This is a genomic window from Endozoicomonas sp. GU-1 (assembly GCF_027366395.1).
Classification (GTDB): domain Bacteria; phylum Pseudomonadota; class Gammaproteobacteria; order Pseudomonadales; family Endozoicomonadaceae; genus Endozoicomonas.
The window spans coordinates 3,505,813-3,524,562 of sequence record NZ_CP114771.1 but is presented as its reverse complement, the minus strand read 5'-3'; the positions used below and the strand labels follow the sequence as shown (position 1 = coordinate 3,524,562).

At 50.7% G+C, this 18,750-nt stretch carries 22 protein-coding genes and 2 tRNA genes; 9 read left to right on the top strand and 15 right to left on the bottom strand.

Annotated elements, in window-relative coordinates; translation table 11 throughout:
- Positions 1–55 precede the first annotated feature (55 nt).
- The 3 genes from phoR to ubiA form a co-directional block, all read right to left on the bottom strand.
- A complete protein-coding gene (gene phoR / locus O3276_RS14715; RefSeq protein WP_269672026.1) occupies positions 56–1,363 on the bottom strand; it encodes a phosphate regulon sensor histidine kinase PhoR in 1,308 nt (435 codons plus the stop codon).
- A 115-nt stretch (positions 1,364–1,478) separates the two neighbouring features.
- The gene (gene phoB, locus O3276_RS14710) at positions 1,479–2,168 is read right to left on the bottom strand and encodes a phosphate regulon transcriptional regulator PhoB (RefSeq protein WP_101748266.1); all 690 of its coding nucleotides are present in this window, start codon (positions 2,166–2,168) and stop codon (positions 1,479–1,481) included.
- A 229-nt stretch (positions 2,169–2,397) separates the two neighbouring features.
- Positions 2,398–3,303, bottom strand: coding sequence for a 4-hydroxybenzoate octaprenyltransferase (ubiA, locus tag O3276_RS14705; protein ID WP_269672025.1), 906 nt, complete (start codon positions 3,301–3,303; stop codon positions 2,398–2,400).
- Here ubiA and O3276_RS14700 point away from each other — a divergent pair.
- From O3276_RS14700 to O3276_RS14695, 3 genes are all read left to right on the top strand, one after another.
- Complete coding sequence (locus O3276_RS14700; RefSeq protein ID WP_332328271.1) at positions 3,284–3,592, top strand: DUF3050 domain-containing protein; 309 nt, start codon at positions 3,284–3,286, stop codon at positions 3,590–3,592. The genes ubiA and O3276_RS14700 overlap by 20 nt on opposite strands.
- Positions 3,576–3,662, top strand: a complete 87-nt coding sequence (locus O3276_RS25795) for a DUF3050 domain-containing protein (RefSeq protein WP_442876603.1) — start codon at positions 3,576–3,578, stop codon at positions 3,660–3,662. Before O3276_RS14700 ends, O3276_RS25795 begins: the two co-directional genes overlap by 17 nt.
- Positions 3,663–4,165: 503 nt before the next feature.
- Complete coding sequence (locus tag O3276_RS14695; RefSeq protein ID WP_269672024.1) at positions 4,166–5,221, top strand: ankyrin repeat domain-containing protein; 1,056 nt, start codon at positions 4,166–4,168, stop codon at positions 5,219–5,221.
- A gap of 76 nt (positions 5,222–5,297) precedes the next feature.
- Here O3276_RS14695 and O3276_RS14690 read toward each other — a convergent pair whose 3' ends face one another.
- From O3276_RS14690 to O3276_RS14670, 5 genes are all read right to left on the bottom strand, one after another.
- On the bottom strand, positions 5,298–5,837 hold the full coding sequence (locus tag O3276_RS14690; RefSeq protein ID WP_269672023.1) for a chorismate--pyruvate lyase family protein: 540 nt from the start codon (positions 5,835–5,837) through the stop codon (positions 5,298–5,300).
- A gap of 56 nt (positions 5,838–5,893) precedes the next feature.
- Positions 5,894–6,979 (bottom strand): BMP family ABC transporter substrate-binding protein, encoded by a 1,086-nt coding sequence (locus O3276_RS14685; protein ID WP_269672022.1) that lies wholly within the window; start codon positions 6,977–6,979, stop codon positions 5,894–5,896.
- An 87-nt stretch (positions 6,980–7,066) separates the two neighbouring features.
- Positions 7,067–7,993, bottom strand: a complete 927-nt coding sequence (locus O3276_RS14680) for an ABC transporter permease (RefSeq protein ID WP_269672021.1) — start codon at positions 7,991–7,993, stop codon at positions 7,067–7,069.
- Positions 7,993–9,093 (bottom strand): ABC transporter permease, encoded by a 1,101-nt coding sequence (locus O3276_RS14675; RefSeq protein ID WP_269672020.1) that lies wholly within the window; start codon positions 9,091–9,093, stop codon positions 7,993–7,995. The genes O3276_RS14680 and O3276_RS14675 overlap by 1 nt, the downstream gene beginning before the upstream one ends.
- Positions 9,093–10,775 carry an ABC transporter ATP-binding protein gene (locus O3276_RS14670; protein ID WP_269672019.1) on the bottom strand — a complete coding sequence of 561 codons (1,683 nt, stop codon included), beginning with the start codon at positions 10,773–10,775 and terminating at the stop codon, positions 9,093–9,095. Before O3276_RS14670 ends, O3276_RS14675 begins: the two co-directional genes overlap by 1 nt.
- 141 nt (positions 10,776–10,916) lie before the next feature.
- Between O3276_RS14670 and O3276_RS14665 the strand changes: the two genes are divergently transcribed.
- The 6 genes from O3276_RS14665 (at position 10,917) to O3276_RS14640 (ending at position 12,921) form a co-directional block, all read left to right on the top strand.
- Positions 10,917–11,084, top strand: a complete 168-nt coding sequence (locus O3276_RS14665; RefSeq protein WP_101748276.1) for a rubredoxin — start codon at positions 10,917–10,919, stop codon at positions 11,082–11,084.
- A 202-nt stretch (positions 11,085–11,286) separates the two neighbouring features.
- The gene (locus tag O3276_RS14660) at positions 11,287–11,559 is read left to right on the top strand and encodes an HU family DNA-binding protein (protein ID WP_163371979.1); all 273 of its coding nucleotides are present in this window, start codon (positions 11,287–11,289) and stop codon (positions 11,557–11,559) included.
- Positions 11,560–11,770: 211 nt separating this feature from the next.
- Positions 11,771–12,094 carry a helicase gene (locus O3276_RS14655; protein WP_269672018.1) on the top strand — a complete coding sequence of 108 codons (324 nt, stop codon included), beginning with the start codon at positions 11,771–11,773 and terminating at the stop codon, positions 12,092–12,094.
- A 128-nt stretch (positions 12,095–12,222) separates the two neighbouring features.
- Positions 12,223–12,381, top strand: a complete 159-nt coding sequence (locus O3276_RS14650; RefSeq protein WP_269672017.1) for a hypothetical protein — start codon at positions 12,223–12,225, stop codon at positions 12,379–12,381.
- A 333-nt stretch (positions 12,382–12,714) separates the two neighbouring features.
- Positions 12,715–12,801: transfer RNA gene (locus O3276_RS14645), tRNA-Leu, on the top strand.
- Between the two features lie 33 nt (positions 12,802–12,834).
- Positions 12,835–12,921, top strand: a tRNA-Leu gene (locus O3276_RS14640).
- 87 nt (positions 12,922–13,008) lie between these two features.
- Here the strand turns inward: O3276_RS14640 and O3276_RS14635 are convergent.
- The 7 genes from O3276_RS14635 to O3276_RS14605 are packed head-to-tail and all read right to left on the bottom strand — an operon-like array spanning position 13,009 to position 18,746.
- Positions 13,009–14,061 (bottom strand): tyrosine-type recombinase/integrase, encoded by a 1,053-nt coding sequence (locus O3276_RS14635; protein WP_269672016.1) that lies wholly within the window; start codon positions 14,059–14,061, stop codon positions 13,009–13,011.
- 11 nt (positions 14,062–14,072) lie between these two features.
- Positions 14,073–14,279, bottom strand: a complete 207-nt coding sequence (locus tag O3276_RS14630) for a DUF4224 domain-containing protein (RefSeq protein ID WP_101746061.1) — start codon at positions 14,277–14,279, stop codon at positions 14,073–14,075.
- A 13-nt stretch (positions 14,280–14,292) separates the two neighbouring features.
- Positions 14,293–15,552, bottom strand: coding sequence for a Rha family transcriptional regulator (locus O3276_RS14625; protein WP_269672015.1), 1,260 nt, complete (start codon positions 15,550–15,552; stop codon positions 14,293–14,295).
- 40 nt (positions 15,553–15,592) lie between these two features.
- On the bottom strand, positions 15,593–15,913 hold the full coding sequence (locus O3276_RS14620; RefSeq protein ID WP_269672014.1) for a hypothetical protein: 321 nt from the start codon (positions 15,911–15,913) through the stop codon (positions 15,593–15,595).
- 26 nt (positions 15,914–15,939) lie between these two features.
- Positions 15,940–16,431, bottom strand: a complete 492-nt coding sequence (locus tag O3276_RS14615; protein ID WP_269672013.1) for a single-stranded DNA-binding protein — start codon at positions 16,429–16,431, stop codon at positions 15,940–15,942.
- A complete protein-coding gene (locus O3276_RS14610) occupies positions 16,431–17,990 on the bottom strand; it encodes a YqaJ viral recombinase family protein (RefSeq protein ID WP_269672012.1) in 1,560 nt (519 codons plus the stop codon). Before O3276_RS14610 ends, O3276_RS14615 begins: the two co-directional genes overlap by 1 nt.
- On the bottom strand, positions 17,991–18,746 hold the full coding sequence (locus tag O3276_RS14605; RefSeq protein WP_269672011.1) for an ERF family protein: 756 nt from the start codon (positions 18,744–18,746) through the stop codon (positions 17,991–17,993).
- Between the last annotated feature and the right edge of the window lie 4 nt (positions 18,747–18,750).

Below are 18,750 nucleotides of genomic sequence, written 5' to 3'. Positions count from 1 at the left end.
CCATTTACCGGAAAGATCGTGTTCAACCGGCCTGCTATACGTTGACGACGTTGGCTTACTTGATTCTCGACAGGGGAAAGTGACATATAAAACGACTGCCTTTTCCCGGATGGCTACTGATACTGATACGACCTTCATGCCTTAATAACACATGTTTTACAATCGCCAGTCCAAGACCGGTCCCCCCTGTCGCATGACTGCGGCTCTTATCCACCCGGTAAAAACGCTCAGTCAGTCTTGGAATATGAACGGGGTCAATGCCAACACCATTGTCCTGAACCATCAGATGTCCACCTTCCTGATCCTGCCACCACTTCACCTGCACCTTTCCCCCAGACGGGGTATAGCGGATAGCGTTATAAACCAGGTTAGAAAAGGCACTGCGCAGCTCCACGGCATCCCCCGTTAATAAGGCTTCATCGTCGCATTCAAGTTGTAACTGGTGCTGATTTTCACCACTCAATGCTTTGGCGTCGTTAACGATACCGGCAAGCAGAGACTTAAGCATCACTGACTGACTTATTCTTTCCGGTTCCGTCGCTTCAAGCCGTGAAAGTAACAAAAGATCCTCAATCAGTCGCTGCATTCTGGTTGCCTGCTCCTGCATTTGACCAAGAGCGCGATTAAAGATGGGCGGTGTATCCGGATTCATTGCCATACCATCACTCATGGTCTCCAGATAACCGGAAATCACGGTTAGAGGTGTTCTCAATTCATGGGAAACATTGGCAACAAAATCGGTTCTCATGATTTCAAGCTGATGCAACCGGCTGACATCCCTGACCAACAGAAGTCGATTGCCCTGCCCATAAACGGTAATGGCTATTTGAAGCTGCCGACTCTCATGCACCGGTGAATCGATCTTAATGGGCTCTTTGCCGTGGCTATTGTCCATATAGCGGGCAAATTTTGGATTTCTGACCAGGTTTGTCAGGAGCTGTCCCTGGTCATCGGGCATTTGCAGGCCCAGTAACTCTCCGGCGGCACGGTTCCACCACTCAAGGGAACCATTCTGGTCGGCCATGACGATTCCGTCGTTTAATGCTGCCGTTGATTCCTGTATGCGTTCTATCACGCTGGCAAGTCGCTGTTTTGAGCGGTTGTGTTTGCGCTGAATTCTATAAATACCGTCAAAGATCTCACCCCATACGCCTGTGCTTTCCGGGGGATCCAGCTCTTTGTGGGCAGCCTTATCAAGCCATATCAGCAATCGGTGCAGTTGCTGGTGGCTCCAGAGAAGGTAGAATAATGTGGCAAGAAAAAGCCCCAGAAAAATCCGGTCCGCCAGCCAGCCGACCAGCAGCCCGATGGCAAGCATTGACACTATTCGACCGGTAAACCAGGATCGGACAGAGGTGGTCACAGGCAGTTCCGCAGTTTGTTGAGCTTATGGTGATTGATCCTGACCATCATTCTTATGTCATCAGGCGGTGATGAGGAAAACGTCACTGAAGCCATTTTCATTGAATTCCATCATTCTACGCTTTAGTGGAAAAACGGTAGCCAGTACCTCTGACGGTTTGAATGTAATTCTCATAGCCACTGCCCAGCGCTTTTCTCAGGCGGCGAATATGGACATCCACCGTTCTCTCTTCAACATACACATTGCCACCCCAGACCTGGTCAAGCAACTGCCCACGGGAATAGGCTCGCTCCTGATGAGTCAGGAAGAACTGCAGCAGCCGGTATTCCGTTGGCCCCATTTCGGCAGGGTTGCCATCAATACTGACCCGGTGGCTGACAGGGTCCAGTTCCAGTCCTTTGACGACGATAGCCGACTGTTCGTCCATTCCATGAGTTCTGCGCAGTACGGCCTTAAGTCGGGCAGCGAGCTCGCGGGGGGAGAAAGGCTTGGTGATGTAATCATCGGCACCGGTTTCCAGACCCTGGATTTTATGGTCTTCTTCCCCTTTGGCGGTCAACATAATGATCGGAATTTCTGCGGTCAGCTGGTCACGCTTTAGTCGTCTGGCCAGTTCGATACCCGAGATGTCCGGTAGCATCCAGTCCAGAAGGATCAAATCGGGTCGGTTATCCACCACCAGTGAATGCGCCTGTTTTGCATCAGCTGCTTCCAGGCACTGATAACCAGCCATTTCCAGCGCCATAGCGACCATTTCCCTGATGGGTGCTTCATCATCCACAATTAGAATTGTTTTGCCAGACATGAGAATACCCCGGGGTTGAATGAGAGAAGATTGCTTTGGTAACCGTTTATCTTTATGACAGGTATTACAGCGAGGGAATGTTACAGAAAAATGACGTTGAGGAAAATTTGATGGACTTTTTGCGGGTTGTCCAACCCATGAGTTACTGTTTTCCCGTCGTTGAAGTGATAAGAGGTGAAGGTTGAGCGCTTTCGGCTCAACCTTCAAATTCAGGTGTTTCAGTCGGTCATCACAGAGAACAGGCCAGACCGAGAAATATGGCGGCACCAACCCAATGATTAGAAAGAAAGGCTTTGAAACAAGGATCCCTTTCACGGTTGCGGGTTAACCATTGCTGGTGGGTAAAACCTGCGGCGGCGGCAACAAGGCTGACATAGAATGGCCAGGCTAATTCCAGCTGCAACCCCAGCATCACCAGGGCTACCAGGGTAAACGTCTGAAAACAGGCAATAATCAGATTATCCATCTCGCCAAATAAAATGGCGGTGGACTTAATGCCAATCTGCAAATCATCGTCTCGGTCCACCATGGCATACTGAGTATCGTAGGCGACAGTCCATAGCAGATTGGCGGTAAACAACAGCCATGTCTGAGTTGTCAACGTGTCGGCCTCGGCGGCAAATGCCATGGGGATGGACCAGCCAAATGCGGCACCCAATACCACTTGCGGCAGATAAGTGTGTCGTTTGGCAAAAGGGTAGGCTGAGGCGAGTAGCAGGGCGGCAAAGGAGAGATAAATGGTCAGGGCATTGGTGGTCAATACCAGCAGAAAGGCCACGAAAAACAGGCTGGCGGCGTATATCAGGGATTCTTTCGAGGTTATCTTTCCGGTCACCAACGGACGTTGCCGGGTTCGTTTTACATGACCATCAAAATGTCGGTCAGCATAGTCATTAACAACACAGCCAGCGCTGCGGGTCAGCACCACCCCAAGAATGAAAACCACCAGATTACCAACCGAGGGTATGCCTTCGGCCGCCAGCCAGAGCGCCCAGAGTGTTGGCCATAGCAGTAGATAAATGCCGATGGGGCGATCAAGGCGAGCCAGTTGAATAAAGTCTTTCCAGCGTGGTACATGCTGATCCAGCAGCTCTGCACATTTATCAGCGCCTGTTATCGATTGTATAAATTTCATCTGCGCCCTTGGAGTTCTGTGTTTTGGAAATATAGTCAGGGTCTTTGCTGTATGGGATTTTATGTCGCTGGCAAAAAGATTGCAGCTTGAGTTTACTTCCATGCCGCTACCCTGGGTGCCAGTTACGGATGTCCCGTCTGCCCGCTTCATTAATGAAATTATTCTCTATGAAGTAGCCAGTTATTTTCTTTTCGGCCGTGAAGATGCCATTCCGCAGATGTTTTCTTCCCTGTTGAATCATTGGGAAATCCCCCCCGGCGTCCGTTCCTGCCATGACCTACTACCTTGAGAGACATATTGACCTTGATGGGAATGAGCATGGCCCGGCAGCAGAAAACCTGTTGAAACATTGTAAGTAGCTGGCCATATGGAATCACATATTTCTGGCTACTTGGGCAGGTGCTATGCGAGGCACAACGGAGGGAGCATAGCCGTAGCTATGTGACCGGAGTTGTAACGAAGCAGAGTGCCTGAACAAGGAGTCAGAAATATATGATTTCATATGGTTAGCTACTTATTAATGGGGACAAAACCTCAGAAGCGTCGGCCGTTGCCGAGGTGAAAGAGGCTATTTCAGCACGAATAAGATTTTGGGATGGTCTTGAGAAGCAATTGGACAAAGTTACCGCTGGACAGGCGGCTGTTGACAAAGCAGAGCCTATACTTCCCGGTTTTGTCTGAGACATTGCGTTTTTTTCAAATCAAGAAGGAACTTTGGCTGATAATTACTGTCTGAGTGTACAGTTGTGATGGTTTCTGAGAAAGTTCTTACCCGAAGTTTGTACATCCCAGTCAAAATATCATTTATGGGATTATCAACAAGCTTTGTTTAGACACTTTCTTCATCACGTTACAAATGCTCATGATCGACTCTGCCGGGCATTTATATTCGTTAAAAATAACCATTGATGGAGATTTTAAAATGCAGGTAACGAATACTGATCAGCCACTGAAATATGAAAAACCTTCTGGTGCAGATTTAAACAAACAAACTAAAAGTGAGCCACGTTTTGCAGATTCCAGTGTTGCAACCACCAAAATTTCGCCAAAAACCGAAACAGAAATATATGCCCCAACATCTCCCACTACTTCCATTGCTGGCGTATCCTGCAAGGTTATCAATCCAGATGGCGCTGCCTCAATCACTGTCAGGAATGCCTCCGAATCACTGAAGAGGCCTTTCAGTAAAGATTCAGGCTATGAATCGACACTGTGTAAATTGATGAAAAGTGATTTAATCACTCCCTCTGCAGACCGCACCAGCCCAGACATTTTTATAAAAACGCTGTTAACGGCGATTACCGACACTGATACTTCCAACGCTAAAAGGTTATTATCCGAACACGGTGCCACTGAACTTTCCGGGTATCGATGCTCGTTTTCCTTTGAAGGTACAACTTACCTTGACATCACACCTTTTGCTCTTGCGTGCAGACTTGGCAAGTTGGATCTGGTCAAGGAGCTATACGCCAAACCAGAACAACTAAACCAGAAATTTGATACCACAAACGAAGGTATTGGACAAACACCACTCATGTTAGCTGCTTTGAGCGGGAATTTTGAATTGATCAGGCAATTATTAAAGTGGGGAGCTGAACTTCAAACTCTTGATAAAGATGGCAATGTAGTTGATGTAATTGGTAAAGTTCTTAACCTGGGAGATATACGTGAAAAAACCAGAAACTTAATAATAGAACATTATATAGAAAATGACCTGATATCTCGTGAAGATTCCCCTATCCGCATTGGTTACAATGAATTCACTGATGATGATGGTATAGGTGGTACGAATGATGAATATGTTTATTTAAATCCTGACTACAACAAACGTCAACAGGTTGATGAAGGTTCCCATAAGCTGGGCCTGTTAGACAGGTTATTCTCCAAAAAGCCCCAACCCGGTAGCAATGGTTATTAGGGCGTTAGCAGTAAAAAAATTACCGGCTTAATGCAATGCCCTTCACATGCTACCAGGAGTTAACCAGGCGCTGTTCTCAGACAGCCCCTCCGTCCTCACGCTCAGGCAAAAAAACCTCACAAACAGAAATAGGCTTATCCCGCAAAAAAAACAAGGATCGTCTGGCCCAGGCGATTTCTGCTGTAAATTTCACATCAAGGTGTGCGTTAAATTCACTGGCTTTGATATCGGCAACTTCAATCGGTCCACGGCGCAGGCCGGGCTGACTGAAAATATATTCACCTAATGGCCTGTCCTCCAGTTCCAGAAGTACTCTATTCTCACCGGACAGACTGGACTCTGGTAACACACTGCGGGCAAAAACCACCGGTTGACCTGAGCCAAACAGCAGGACTTCTCTTATGCTGGCACGCTGATCATCGCAATGAAGAAAGGCTTTCTCTGATGCATCCGGCTCCTGCCAATCATGGGAAATGACCCGGACAAAAAAATCGTTGTTGTGTGCTTGTTTCAGCCGTCGGGTCAACGAATGTTGATCCAGTATCATCTCACGCAGTGCGCTGGGTATCGCTTTGGCATCCCGGGCGGGTTGCCAGTTCATGTCAGCAAAGGGCATCGGCAGTACATCCTGCCTGGAGCCGATGACTCCAGGATCTGTCAATCAAGTGGGGATCAGTTAGGCAAAGAGCCTTCAACGCCCTCCACATACCAGTTCATGGACAGAATATCACCATCGTTCAGCTTTGTACCCTCTGAAACTTTAATGGAACCATCCTGTGCCTTGATGGGGCCTTCAAAAATGGTGAAGGTGCCATCGGCAATCTGTGTCTTGAAGGCTTCGACCTGGGCAACAACGGTTTCAGGAATGGCTTTGTTATAAGGGGCCATTTCAACCATGCCTGCGGAGAAGCCGCCCCATACATCTTCTGCCTTCCACTGCTTATCCAGTACTGCTTTGGCCGTGTCAGTATAGAAGCCCCCCCAGTGAACCATGCTGCCGGTCAGGTGGGCATCGGGACCAAAGCGTGTCATGTCCGTGTCATAGCCAAAGGCAAATACTCCTTTGTCCTGGGCGGCCTGCACCGGAGCGGGTGAGTCGGTGTGCTGGTTGATGATGTCGGCGCCCTGGGCAATCAGTGACTCAGCCGCTTCACGCTCTTTGGCAGGGTCGTACCAACTGTTGATCCAGACCACTTTCACGGTGGCATCCGGGTTGACACTGCGCAGGCCGAGGGTAAAGGCATTGATCCCCTGGACCACTTCAGGAATCGGGAATGAACCCACATAGCCAATCACATTGTTTTTGGTCATATGTCCGGCAATCACGCCCGTCAGGTAACGGCCTTCATAAAAGCGGGCAGAGTAGGTGCCAACATTTTTGCCACGCTTGTAACCCGTGGCGTGCTGGAACTTAACGTTGGGAAATTGCTTGGCCACTTTCAGTGTTGGGTTCATGTAGCCAAACGAGGTGGTAAAGATCAGGTCGTGTCCCTGCTGTGCCAGCTTACGGATGACCCGCTCGGCATCGGCACCTTCAGAGACACTCTCAACATAAGTGGTTTCGATATTCTTGCCCAGCTTCTCAACCATCTCCAGTCGGCCTTCATCATGACCATAGGTCCAGCCGGCATCACCCACCGGGCCGACATAGACAAAGCCCACTTTCAGCGGCTTTTCAACCGCCGACGAGAGTGTCGACAGGGTCATCAATCCGGCCGTGGCCACAGAGACGAGGGCCTTTTTAATCAGGGATTTCATGGGATGATCAACTCCTTACAGGTCTGTTTTATCGTTAGATTAATGGCCTGAGTTCCCTGTCAGGCCAGGTTGGAACCGTTTTAAAGATTACCCCGCCGGGTGGTAGGGTTTGCCAAGGGACATTGGTGCCAGCAACCGGCTTCTGGACTGGTTGCTTGATAGCAATACCAGCACCACAATGGTCGCCAGATAAGGCAGGGTCGCCAGCAAGTTGGATGAGATAGAGGCACCCATCCCCTGCAGTACCAGATGCATAATGCTTGCCAAACCAAACAGCCAGGCCCCCAGTAATACCCGTTCTACCTTCCAGCTGGCAAATACCACCAGGGCCAGGGCAATCCAGCCGCGCCCTGCTGTCATGCCTTCCGCCCACAGCGGCGTATAGGCCAGTGACAGATAAGCCCCCCCGAGGCCCGCCATGGCACCACCAAACAGTAACGCCAGCCACCGGGTCCGTATTACCGGTAAGCCTACAGCCGTGGCTGAGTCTGGGCTTTCCCCGATGGCTTTCACCATCAGGCCGGGACGGCTGAAGCGGAAGAACAGCCAGATAGCCAACGCGATACCCAGAGAGCAGTAAACCAGAATGTCCTGACTGAACAGGGCCTTGCCCAGAATCGGTATATCCGATAACAGCGGGATCAACATGGGCTGGAAGCCTGCCAAAGCCTGACCGATGTAGTCAGTGCCCACATAAGCACTCAGGCCTGCACCAAAAATGGTCAGGGCCAGGCCGGTGGCCACCTGATTGGCCCGCAACTGGATCGCCAGCAGGCCAAACAACATGGCCATGGCCATGCCAACCAGCAGACTCATTATCACCCCGAAGATCAGGCTGCCTGTGGTGAGTGCGGCAATAAAGCCGATCACCGCGCCCATCAGCATCATGCCCTCCTGCCCCAGGTTAAGCACACCGCTCTTTTCACACACCAGTTCCCCCAGGGCAACCAGCAACAGTGGCGTACCGGTTCGAACCATAGCAAACAGAATGTTAGTGATCAGGTCCATATCCATTAGCCGTTGACTCCTACATGATGTCCCTGAGCCGGGGGTTGATGAGCAGAGATTTTCAAGCGGTAACTGATCAGAAAATCACAGGCCAGCAAAAAGAACAGCAACATCCCCTGAAACAGACTGCCCATGGCCAGCGGCAGGCCAAGATCAATCTGACCCATCTCGCCGCCCATATAAACCAGCGCCATCAGCAGGCTGGCCAGTAAAATACCAATAGGGTGCAGGCGACCAAGAAAGGCAACAATAATGGCCGCATAACCGTAGCCGGGGGAGACCGATGGCACCAGCTGACCAATCGGGCCACTGACTTCCGAGATACCGGCAAGCCCGGCCAAGGCACCACACAGCAACAGGCTGAAATACACCAGACGGCGTTCACGGAAACCGGCAAAGTGCCCGGCACTGGCATCCAGACCAATGACCTTCAGCTGAAAGCCCAGGAAGGTCCTGGTCATCAAGACCCAGATGCACACCCCGGCCAGCAGCCCGAAGGCCAGACCAATATGCAGGCGGGTTCCCTCCAGCAACAGTGGCAGCGTAACCGCATCGGTAAACAGTGCAGATTCCGGGAAGTTAAAACCATGGGGATCTTTCAGGGGGCCGTGCACGGCATAGAGCAGCAGATTCAGGGCAACATAGTTCAGCATGATGGTGGTGAGGATTTCATTGGTATTGAAATGGTTCCTCAGCAGCGCCGGGATCAATGCCCAGAGTAAACCGGCCACAGCACCGGTCATCAGTACCGCGGGTAGCACCCAGGCACCTTCCGAATCCATCCAGCTCAGGGCGGCCCAGCTGCCCATCAGAGCCCCCATCAGTAACTGTCCTTCCGCGCCAATGTTCCAGATATTGGCTCGAAAGCACACCGCCAGACCCATGGCACAGAGCAGTATGGGTGCGGCTTTGACACCCAGCTCGGACAGGCCATAGCTATCGCTGATGGGCAGAATGAAAAAGGTATATAAACCGGTCCATGGATCCTGTCCCTGCAAGGCAAAAATCACACTCCCGGCCATCAGGGTAAGCAACACCGCCAGAACGGGGGACAGATATTTCATCAGGCTGGAGTCTTGCGGCCTTCTTTCAATGGCAATCTTCATCAGGGGGTATACTCCTTTGCCTGGCTGTCAGGTTCCATTGCCATCGGCGCTGAGGCTGACGTTTCCGGATGACCAAACACTCCAGCCATCCACTGACCCACTTCGTTAATGGAGGTTTCCCTGACCGGTCTCACCGGCGACAGTTTGCCGTGGCAGAGTGCACCAATCCGGTCCGAAATCTGGAAAAGCTCATCCAGATCTTCGGAAAGCACGACGATGGCCGTGCCCTTGTCCCGCAGATCAATCAGGGACTGATGGATCAGGTTGGCGGCACCAACATCAACGCCCCAGGTAGGACTGGCACAGATCAGCAGTTTGGGATTTTGTAAAATTTCACGGCCAATAATGAACTTCTGCAAATTACCGCCGGAAAGGCTCTTGGCATCCGCTGAGTGGCCGTGGGCTTTTACCCGAAAGCGGCGGATAACGTTGTTGGCAAATCCGTGAATTCGTCGCTGTCTTAAAAAACCCCCGGACACCAGGTTTTGTAAAAAGCCGGTGAGTAGGCCATTGTCTGACAGCGACATATCGGGCACCGCTCCCCGACCAAGGCGCTCTTCCGGCACAACGGCCATGCCCAGGCGTCGTCGTTTACCGGGGGTTAACTGGCCAATGGCCTGGTTATCCAGCGTGATAAAGTCCGGTGAGGTAGCCAGTCTCTCCCCACTTAGCAGTTGAATTAATTCTTTCTGGCCATTGCCCGCTACACCGGCGATGCCAAGAATTTCCCCGGGTTTTACCGAAAAATGGATGTCATGTAATGGGGTGCCAAAGTCACCCAGTGCCGCTTCTGTCAGCCCTGTGACGTTGAGGCGTTTATCGTCATTCTCATTGGTGGAAAAACTGTAGCGCTGACCCAGTGTCGTCTGGCTGCCCACCATCATACTGGCCATATCCTCAGTGCTGGTGGTTTTCGGATCACAGGTTCCGGCAATCTTTCCGTGTCTCAGTACCGTGACGCTATCACACAGGGCTTTAACTTCCTGAAGCTTATGGCTGATAAACAACAGACTGCAACCTTCAGCGGCCAGCTTTTTCAAGGTGACAAATAAACTGCTGACTTCCTGTGGTGTCAGCACCGAGGTGGGCTCATCCAGAATCAACAGGCTAATGTCTTGTACCAGGCAGCGAATGATCTCAACCCGCTGGCGCTCTCCGGTGGATAAACTGTGCACATGACGATGAGGGTCAATGGGCATACCGTAATGGCTGGAGATTTCCTCAATGCGTCGGGCCAGATCCTTCAGCTGGCCTGCTGCTCTTTTATCCATCGCCTTTCCGTAAAAAGAGAGTGCAATGTTTTCCACCACGGTTAAGGTCTCAAACAATGAGAAGTGCTGGAATACCATGCCGATGCCAAGGCGTCTTGCATGGGCTGGCGATTTCAGGGTGTGCTGCTGGCCATCAAACCAGATATGTCCGCTGTCTGGTTGCGTCACGCCATAGAGGATTTTCATCAAGGTACTTTTGCCTGCACCATTTTCGCCCAGCAGCGCATGGATTTCGCCAGGCCGGATGGCCAGGCTTACCTGATCATTGGCAACAACACCCGGATACACTTTGGTGATTCCTGCACAGCGAATACGGTAGCAGCGCTCTTCACCGCTGCGGTTGTCAAAAACAGTGCCTTTGCTGTCCAGGCGGTGTGAATGGCTGGATTCCGGCTCGTGACTTGCGGGCATGATGATCTCTGATAACGTATATTTATTCTTCTTGGTGAATCTTTGTTTACAGATTGACCTGTTGAGCATTTGGGGTGATTTCAAAAGCACAAAGCATACCAAGAATAAACAACAGTTGGCATGTATGAACCGGAGAGAATGATGAAAAAGTGGCAGTGTATTGTCTGTGGTTTTGTCTATGATGAGTCTGTCGGCTGGCCTGACGATGGCATACCTGCCGGAACGGCCTGGGAGGATGTTCCGGAGGACTGGCTCTGCCCGGATTGTGGAGCCAGCAAATCTGATTTTGAGATGATGGAAGTGAGTTGAATGATCGAAAAACCCGGATTTCTGACAAAAATCCCACAAACAGTTGGTTCAGACTATTGCCCTGAGAGCGGCGGTGTTTTAGTCTGTTTTTGTCTGTGAGCCATACACCTGTAGTCAAGAGCTGCTGCTGTCCTTGCTCAGGAAGCGAGAACCCCTTGATTCAAGGGAAGAAACAAGAAAAACAAAACGGAGTGTATTCCCTATGCGTAAACCCGATCTGGTCAATGTCATCGCTGACGAAGCGGATATCAGCAAGGACAAGGCTTCCCTGGCGCTCAATGCCATTCTTGAAGCCATCACCAGTGCCATGAAATCAGCAGACTCTGTCAACCTTGTTGGCTTTGGTACTTTTGAACAGCGCAGCCGTGCCGCCCGGACCGGTAAAAATCCCCAAACCGGCGAAACCATCCAGATTAAGGCCAGTAAGACAGTGGCTTTCAAGCCGGGCAAAGCCCTGAAAGAAGCCGTAAACTGATAGCTCTCTATCTGGCCAGCTGCCATTGATGCGCCAGATAAACCGGCTACCGGTTTCACCATCTTCATAAATACTATTCGCACAACCTCTCAGAAAGCATTTTTCCATTGCCAGCTTTTGCAAGTTGCGCCATGGGGAAGTGTTTTCTTTTTAAATAGAGTTCGGGACTGAAGTAGTGAAATTCAAATTGTTGTTATGGGCACTGGGTTTCATGATGAAACGTGCCAGTCGAAAGAACCCCTCATTTCAAAAGACGCTGGAAGGCCAGGACCTGACCTTTCAGCTCAGCAGTAAAGACGGTGTCGCCCGACACTATATTGTCAAAGACAAACAGGTTTACCCGGTTGCCGGAACCACCACCGAGCCAACATTTGAGCTTTCTTTCTCCAGTGCCACTAAAGGCTTTGAAATCCTGACGGCAAAAAATACCCAGGAAGCCTTTATGCGTGGTGTCCAGGAGCAGAATATCGTGGCAACCGGTGATCTCAGTAAAGTGATGTGGTTTCAAACCATGACCAGAGCCATGAAGAGATAGTCAATTCCACCCTCTTTACGCCTTGCTATTGGATGCGAGGTGGATAACCGATGGCTGGATACGTAGCTTCCATAATCTTTGGTTAATCTGATGGTAAGTGGTTGACAGTCCATCCAGTGATCTCTAATATGCGCCGCATCGCTGAGATGTTGGACAGCGATGGCAAGGCCCAGGTGGCGGAATTGGTAGGTGCGCTAGCTTCAGGTGCATGGTGTGAATTAAACCATGCGTCGTTTTGTTTTCGGACTTTTGTCCTTGCAAAACAAAAGGTTGAAGATTTTTTCTGATAAATGACAGTTGTCGTTTCCTAAAAAGAGTCCTAAAACCTCTGGCTAAAAAATAGTCTTGTTTTTTGAACGAAAGTTCAATAGAGTTCAGCGAAATTTTTGACGATGCCCAGGTGGCGGAATTGGTAGACGCGCTGGCTTCAGGTGCTGGTGTGTGTTTAACGGTTCGTCGTTTTGTTTTCGGACTTTTGTCCTTGAAAAACAAAGGGTTGCAGGTTTGTTAAGGTAGGTGACATGTGTCGTTTCCTAAAATAAATCCTAAAACCTCCGGCTAAAAAATCGCCTTGTTTTTTGCGCCAAAGTGCAATAAAGTTCAGCAACATTTTTGACGATGCCCAGGTGGCGGAATTGGTAGACGCGCTGGCTTCAGGTGCCAGTGACTGCAAGGTCGTGGAAGTTCGAGTCTTCTCCTGGGCACCAAACATCGTTAAAAAGTAGTAAATTGTCGTATATGCCCAGGTGGCGGAATTGGTAGACGCGCCAGCTTCAGGTGCTGGTAACTGTATGGTTGTGGAAGTTCGAGTCTTCTCCTGGGCACCAATTCTCAAAGATATGTCGTGTAATTGACGGCAAAAAAAACCGGACAACTGCCCGGTGATATCTTCTCTCATCTCTCTTCCCTTTTTGTTATCTCGTACCCTGTACTTCCTGGGTTTTCCGGATATAGATTTTCTTCGCTTCCAGTGTTTTATGGCCGGAGACCAGTCCTTCATGGTCAGAGACTCCCTTTGCCTTGAGATCGTGGAAGTGCCATTTCTCGTCAATGAGCCCTTCATCCACCGCACGGTTGATCAGTTTCTGCCACTGGCTGTCCAGCGTGTTTTTATGCATCTTTTGCCCCGGTGACATTTGAATGCCTTTTTTGGCAGGGACGTTGGGTGCTCCAAACACATACTCAAATTTTTCACCGTTGTTGTAATCATCAAGGGTTTTCAGGGCTTTTCTCAGTCGTGGTGTCCAGAGAGTGATTTCATCCAGTGAGCCTTTGACCCGTTTCAGCTGTATGCCTTTTTCCAGCAGCTGGTCCCGCTTCATATTGATCAGCTCGGAACGTCTTGCCCGGCAGATGTAGGCAAACTCCATCATGGCTTTCCAGAAGGGATTGGCCAGATAGTAAACGCAGGCGTAGTCTTCATCGCTGACGTACACATCTTGCCGGTTTGGTCTTGGCAGTGCTTCGCAATCCAGCGTTGGGTTAGGTGGTACCCCTTCAAGATGGCTTCTTCCCCAGCTCCATGCACTGGAGATCAGTTTGCGGGCATTGGCGACGGCACCCGGTTTGTCGGAAAATTTTTCATAGAACCGGTTCAATGATGGTGGTGTGATCAGCGCCAGCGGTACTTTACCGAAAGTGCCATACCCTTCCACGGGGAAGTTTTTCACCTTGGGGGTGTACAGCCTTTTGTTGTACTGCCAATCCTTGCTCTGGCTTTTGAGTTTTCGTGACTCCAGATATTCATCCAGCAGCCAGCCCAGCGTCTGGTCAGAGCTTTTTTCCAGGTTCTCAATGGCCATGTAGAGTTTGGACATGGCCATGGTTTCCGGGCCCAGAACGATTTCAGCACCGTACACATTCTTTTGGCCAACCCGGCCATGGTAAGGCTTATAAATGAAACGCCCTTTGCTTCGGTAAACGCCATCCGGCAATTGAGCATTCTCTTTATTGCGTGGTCTTCCCATCAATACATCTCCTACAGGAATTTGAGTGGTTGTTTTTTGGGTTGTTGTATCTCTGTGCCGATCAATGGCTGGTTAATGGCGGCGTAGGTGGTGACCACTTCGCCATTACGTCCGTAGTAAAACGGTATCCGGTTTTGAACCATCCATTTGACCAGCGCCGCTTTTTGCTTAATGCCTGACCACGCCATCAGGTCAGGCTGGGAAATAAGCGCATCCATATCGCCGACCCGGTTAAAAGAATTTCAGGATGTCGTACCCCAGAACCGGCTGGGCATTGCTGGTGGTCAGTCGTTTACTGTTCCGGTTGTGGAAGCAGATCTCGGAAGGGTCATACATCAGACCGTACTGCCAGCCCTTATCGGTGAGCAGGTATTTGCCTTTCTTGCCCTGACCAGTCCATTTGATAACCCTGTGCTTCTCCAGTACTTCCACCACATGCTGACGGCTCCTGCCAATAAATTCGCCCAGCTCCACCAGGGAGAAGTAGTCATCCAGTTCGTAGCGGTTGCGTTTGCGCTTTTGTTTTCTTTGTACTGGCTCTTCATCGGAGTCAGAGCCAACTATTTCCGATTCAGGTGCAGGATCAGCATAGCGGCAATCCTGATCGATCGATTTAGTTTTGGATTCGTCGGGGAGTGCCGGTTGCACGTGATCCAGTACGGTCTGATACCACTTCACCTGTTTTACTGGCGCACCACTGTTATGGGCTTTTCCGGTATCAAGGATTTCACAGAGCGGCTGGCCAAGATCGGTGGGTACCCACTGGCTGTCGATTTTGATCTGGAGTCCTGCCGCTTCCAGTAACTTGTTTACCTGTCGTGGATCCTGGGGCGGTGTCATCATCTGCCCGAGTTGGGTTGGCGTAAACGTCATGGCCTGGACAGGTGCCACCAGTTGCTTCTGGCCCATGGCTTCCAACGGTGAAAAGTTGATCTGGCTTTTCACCAGTCGGTCTGCTGCCAGCATGGCCTGATTGCCTTCAAAGCCGTATTCCTTAACAAAGGATATGGCTTTCAGGCTGGTGTCCATATTGATTTCCAGCAGTTGATGGCGATCAAGCTCTGGTGGTTCCTGGGCAAGCGGGGGGGCAAGGGGGGTAGATTGCCCGGATTCCAGTTCATACCATCGATTGATAACCGCCGCCCGACGCTTAACATCGTATCCGGTGATCAGCACTTCGAACTCAAACCTGGGTAGCCGATATTCGGTGTATTCCTGCTTGTTCTGCGGGTTGACGTAGGTATGCTCAAATTTGAGCGTACCCACTCCAAGCTTGCTCAGCATGACTTCAATGTCTCTTTTGACATTTTTATGCTCCTTGTCCAGCGCCTTGGCAATCTCTCGGCTGGACATAACCATTTCTCTTCTGGTCACTGCACTGTCCGGAATAAATCCATACTGGCTGGAAGAGGGCTTGATGGGGGTATGGGTGGTGTTCATATTGATTCCTTTCATGCTCTTGCCATTATGATGGAGAGTGGTTGCGGCCATTTTCAATTCCCTTTTCTGGTTATGGTCTTGTTATGGTGTTTCAGTGGATGGCACTGCTCTTTACGACAGGGTCCTGATTGATATCCCTGATTCGTTGCAGGATCAGCCCAGTGACCAGCATCGCCTGATCCCGCGCCTGGGGGCTGTGAATACCTACGGTGATGGCCACAATCAGCGTCGTCATTTCAATCAGTACGGTTTCTGCATTCAGCTGCAGGCCTTCCATTTCGTCACCGATCCGGTCCGCCAGCATGACTTTTCTTGCCAGTTCCTTTTCCTCCTGTTCCGAGCTGAGACCAGCGGTCTGTTTCTGTTTTATCTCTATGGCCAGGGCCAGATCATCGGGTGTGAGTGGGCTCATTCCGGCTTTCATTAACACAAGCTCCTTTAAAATGGGATGGAGTCGTCGTAGGAGTCATATTGTTGTGTCTGCATGGGCTGGGGAGCATGAGCACCATCCCGGGCATTGGCGTACTGGTTCTGATGTGTGCCTGGTTGTGACTGATAGTTCTGAGGCTGTGCCTGCTGAGCATTGGGGTTCTTTTCCAGAAATAGCAGCTTGCCGTTGTACCCGCTGTACACGACTTCGGTCTGATAGCGATCCTGACCATTCTGGTCCTGCCATTTACGGGTCTGGAGTTGACCTTCGATCATGACTCTGTGGCCTTTGGCCAGATACTGAGCGGCCAGTTCAGCAGGTTTGCCGTACAGTACTACCCGGTGCCATTCGGTACGGGTCTGTTTCTGGCCATCTTTTTTCCAGCTCTCTTCCGTGGCGATGGAAAGAAGGGTTACGGCATTGCCATTGGCGGTGGCTTTGCAGTCCGGGTCTTTACCCAGCCTGCCAATAAGGGTGACGCGGTTCAGGGATGCGGCCATCAGGCGGTCTCCTTTTCTTCTGGTTTTAGAGAGAGTTGTTGAGTTGGGGTGATTAGTGCGGCACGACGGATGATCAGTTCGATCCGGTATTCGTTGCCGTGGTGGTCAAAGCGATAGCAGTCCAGTGAGCCTTTTCCAAGCCACTTTTCCATGGCGTAGATATCGTCGGTCAGGATCTCTTCGGTGACCTCTCCATCGGTGTAAAGCAGGTCCGGTTGGTCTTCGGCGTTTTCAGGTTCTGTTACCGGTTCGGGTTCTTTGTCAGCTACCTTCTGCCTGGCTTCCTGATTCAGCCGCAGTTCAATAATGGCCATCAGGTCGGACTGCTCTTTATGAAGAAGCACATCCAGATCCGGAAACAGGTAGTCCTTATCAGCTGCCATTTTCCGGTACATAGCCAGATTGTTTTTTATGTCCTGTGCCTGCTGCTTCTGTTCGATCCGAGCCTGTGCCAGCCGGTCATTTACCGCAGACTGCATGCTGGATACGTTCTTTTTACCCTTGATCACCTCCTGAAAATCAGCAGGTGTAACCACTGCAGCGATCCAGCCGGGAGTAAGTTCGGTATTAATCACCTGACGTTCTTTTTCCAGGGTGGTGACGGCTTTCAGTACGATGCTGTCTTTGATGTGCTGCTTCTGATGCTTGACCTGCTTATCAAGAGACTTGCGTTTAGTAGCCATGGCCTCGGTCAGGTGGTCGATGCGGGTGAAGAGTCGGGCGATATCCGGTACCTGGGCAAGTGCAGTCTCTTTGCCGTCCTTCAACTTTGTTTCCGTCTCTTTGAAAAACTTCACCGCCGATTCGGCATCAGCGAAATCCTGATCGGTAACCAGTGCCGATTTGACGGAATCAATGCGTTTGAAGATCTGTTCTTCCAAAAGGTGCAAGTTGGAGTCGATAACAGAACCATCCAGCTGTACCACCAGAGCGGTGGTGTCCTGAATGACTTCTCCTTCCAGTACCTGTGATGGTGCTTTCGGCTCGAAATTTTTCAGATCTTCCTGAAACTGCTTCCATCCAGCGATCAGAGCTTCACGACGATAGTCCTGGGATTCGTAGTAAACATGGTGCAGGTTGGCAGAGGTACCATCAGAGCAAACAAACAGAACCCGTTCGGCACCACTGACCAATAGTTGTTGTTCCAACTGCCAGTAATAGGCAGGTTCAATACCTTCTCCTTCGATCTGGGCAACCAGCTTTTCATTCCAGAGCTTGTGCTCAAAGACCAGGTCTTCCACCATGGTCAGCCCGTCGAAGCTGGCCAGCAGAGGTAAACCGTCAATGATGGTGACGCCGGTGGCTGGGAACAGATCCGCTCCGACTATTTTCTCTGCCAACGGTCGGGCTTCTGCTTCGGCACGATGCCCGGCATCGAATTTCTTCTGCTGAAATTCGTTTACCTCCGGTGTGCTGCCGGTTTTCTTCTGGTGTAGCAGCTGGTCACGGGACAGAAAGGGACTGTCGCCCATCATGGCCGGTGCCTCGCTGGCGGTGAAATAGTTCTGGCGCAGGGCGAGCCATTCAGGCGTCCCCTGTTGGATATCGAGAATTTCCATTTAGTGACCTCTGGGTTGGATGGCTTTCAGTTGTTGTACTTGTTGTGGGGTGGCTGGAGCTTTGGAATTGATTTTTCGGATAATCCGATCTGCACTCTGTTGGCCGGACTCAATGGATGCCCGCCATTCTGGTAACAGACGCTGGAAGTCTTCATCGGAGTAATGGTTGTGAACCGGTGACTGGGTCGAGTCATTCATATCGGGCACATAACCATCGGTATCATCATCGGTGCAGGCCACGCCAAGAATCCCGACCAGAGTCTGTCGCTTCAGATAAGTCACGGTAGAACCGATCTGTTGCAGAGGGCTTTTTTTACCGGTGTTATCCATAGGACCAGTGGCCGTGTTACAAATGGTGTGGCCGGATACATGGGTCAGATTGCAGGTGATGGTGATGTTTGGCCCATTCTGCTGTTGCTCAAACCAGTAGCTCAGTCCGTAGCGGTGAAGAACCGGCTGAACCGCAGCAACCACATCATCAATGGAGGCGTAGGAGTACTCCATGCGACCGCCATTATTGGTGTTAAAGGCAGCGGTCTTGTTCTTTTTAACCACTGGCATCTCTTGCTGAAAGCGGGAAAAGGCTTCATTGAATTGCTGTCGTGCAACAATGGTCTGGCTCTGTTCGTACAGTCTCATTACCCGTTCCAGCGTGTCGATGCTGGCATTCTGGTCAATGGCCGACTGCATGATCTGGCCCACTTCAGACAGGGCAGGTGCAGGCTTATCCACAGGCAACACGTCAGCAGATTCCATCAGT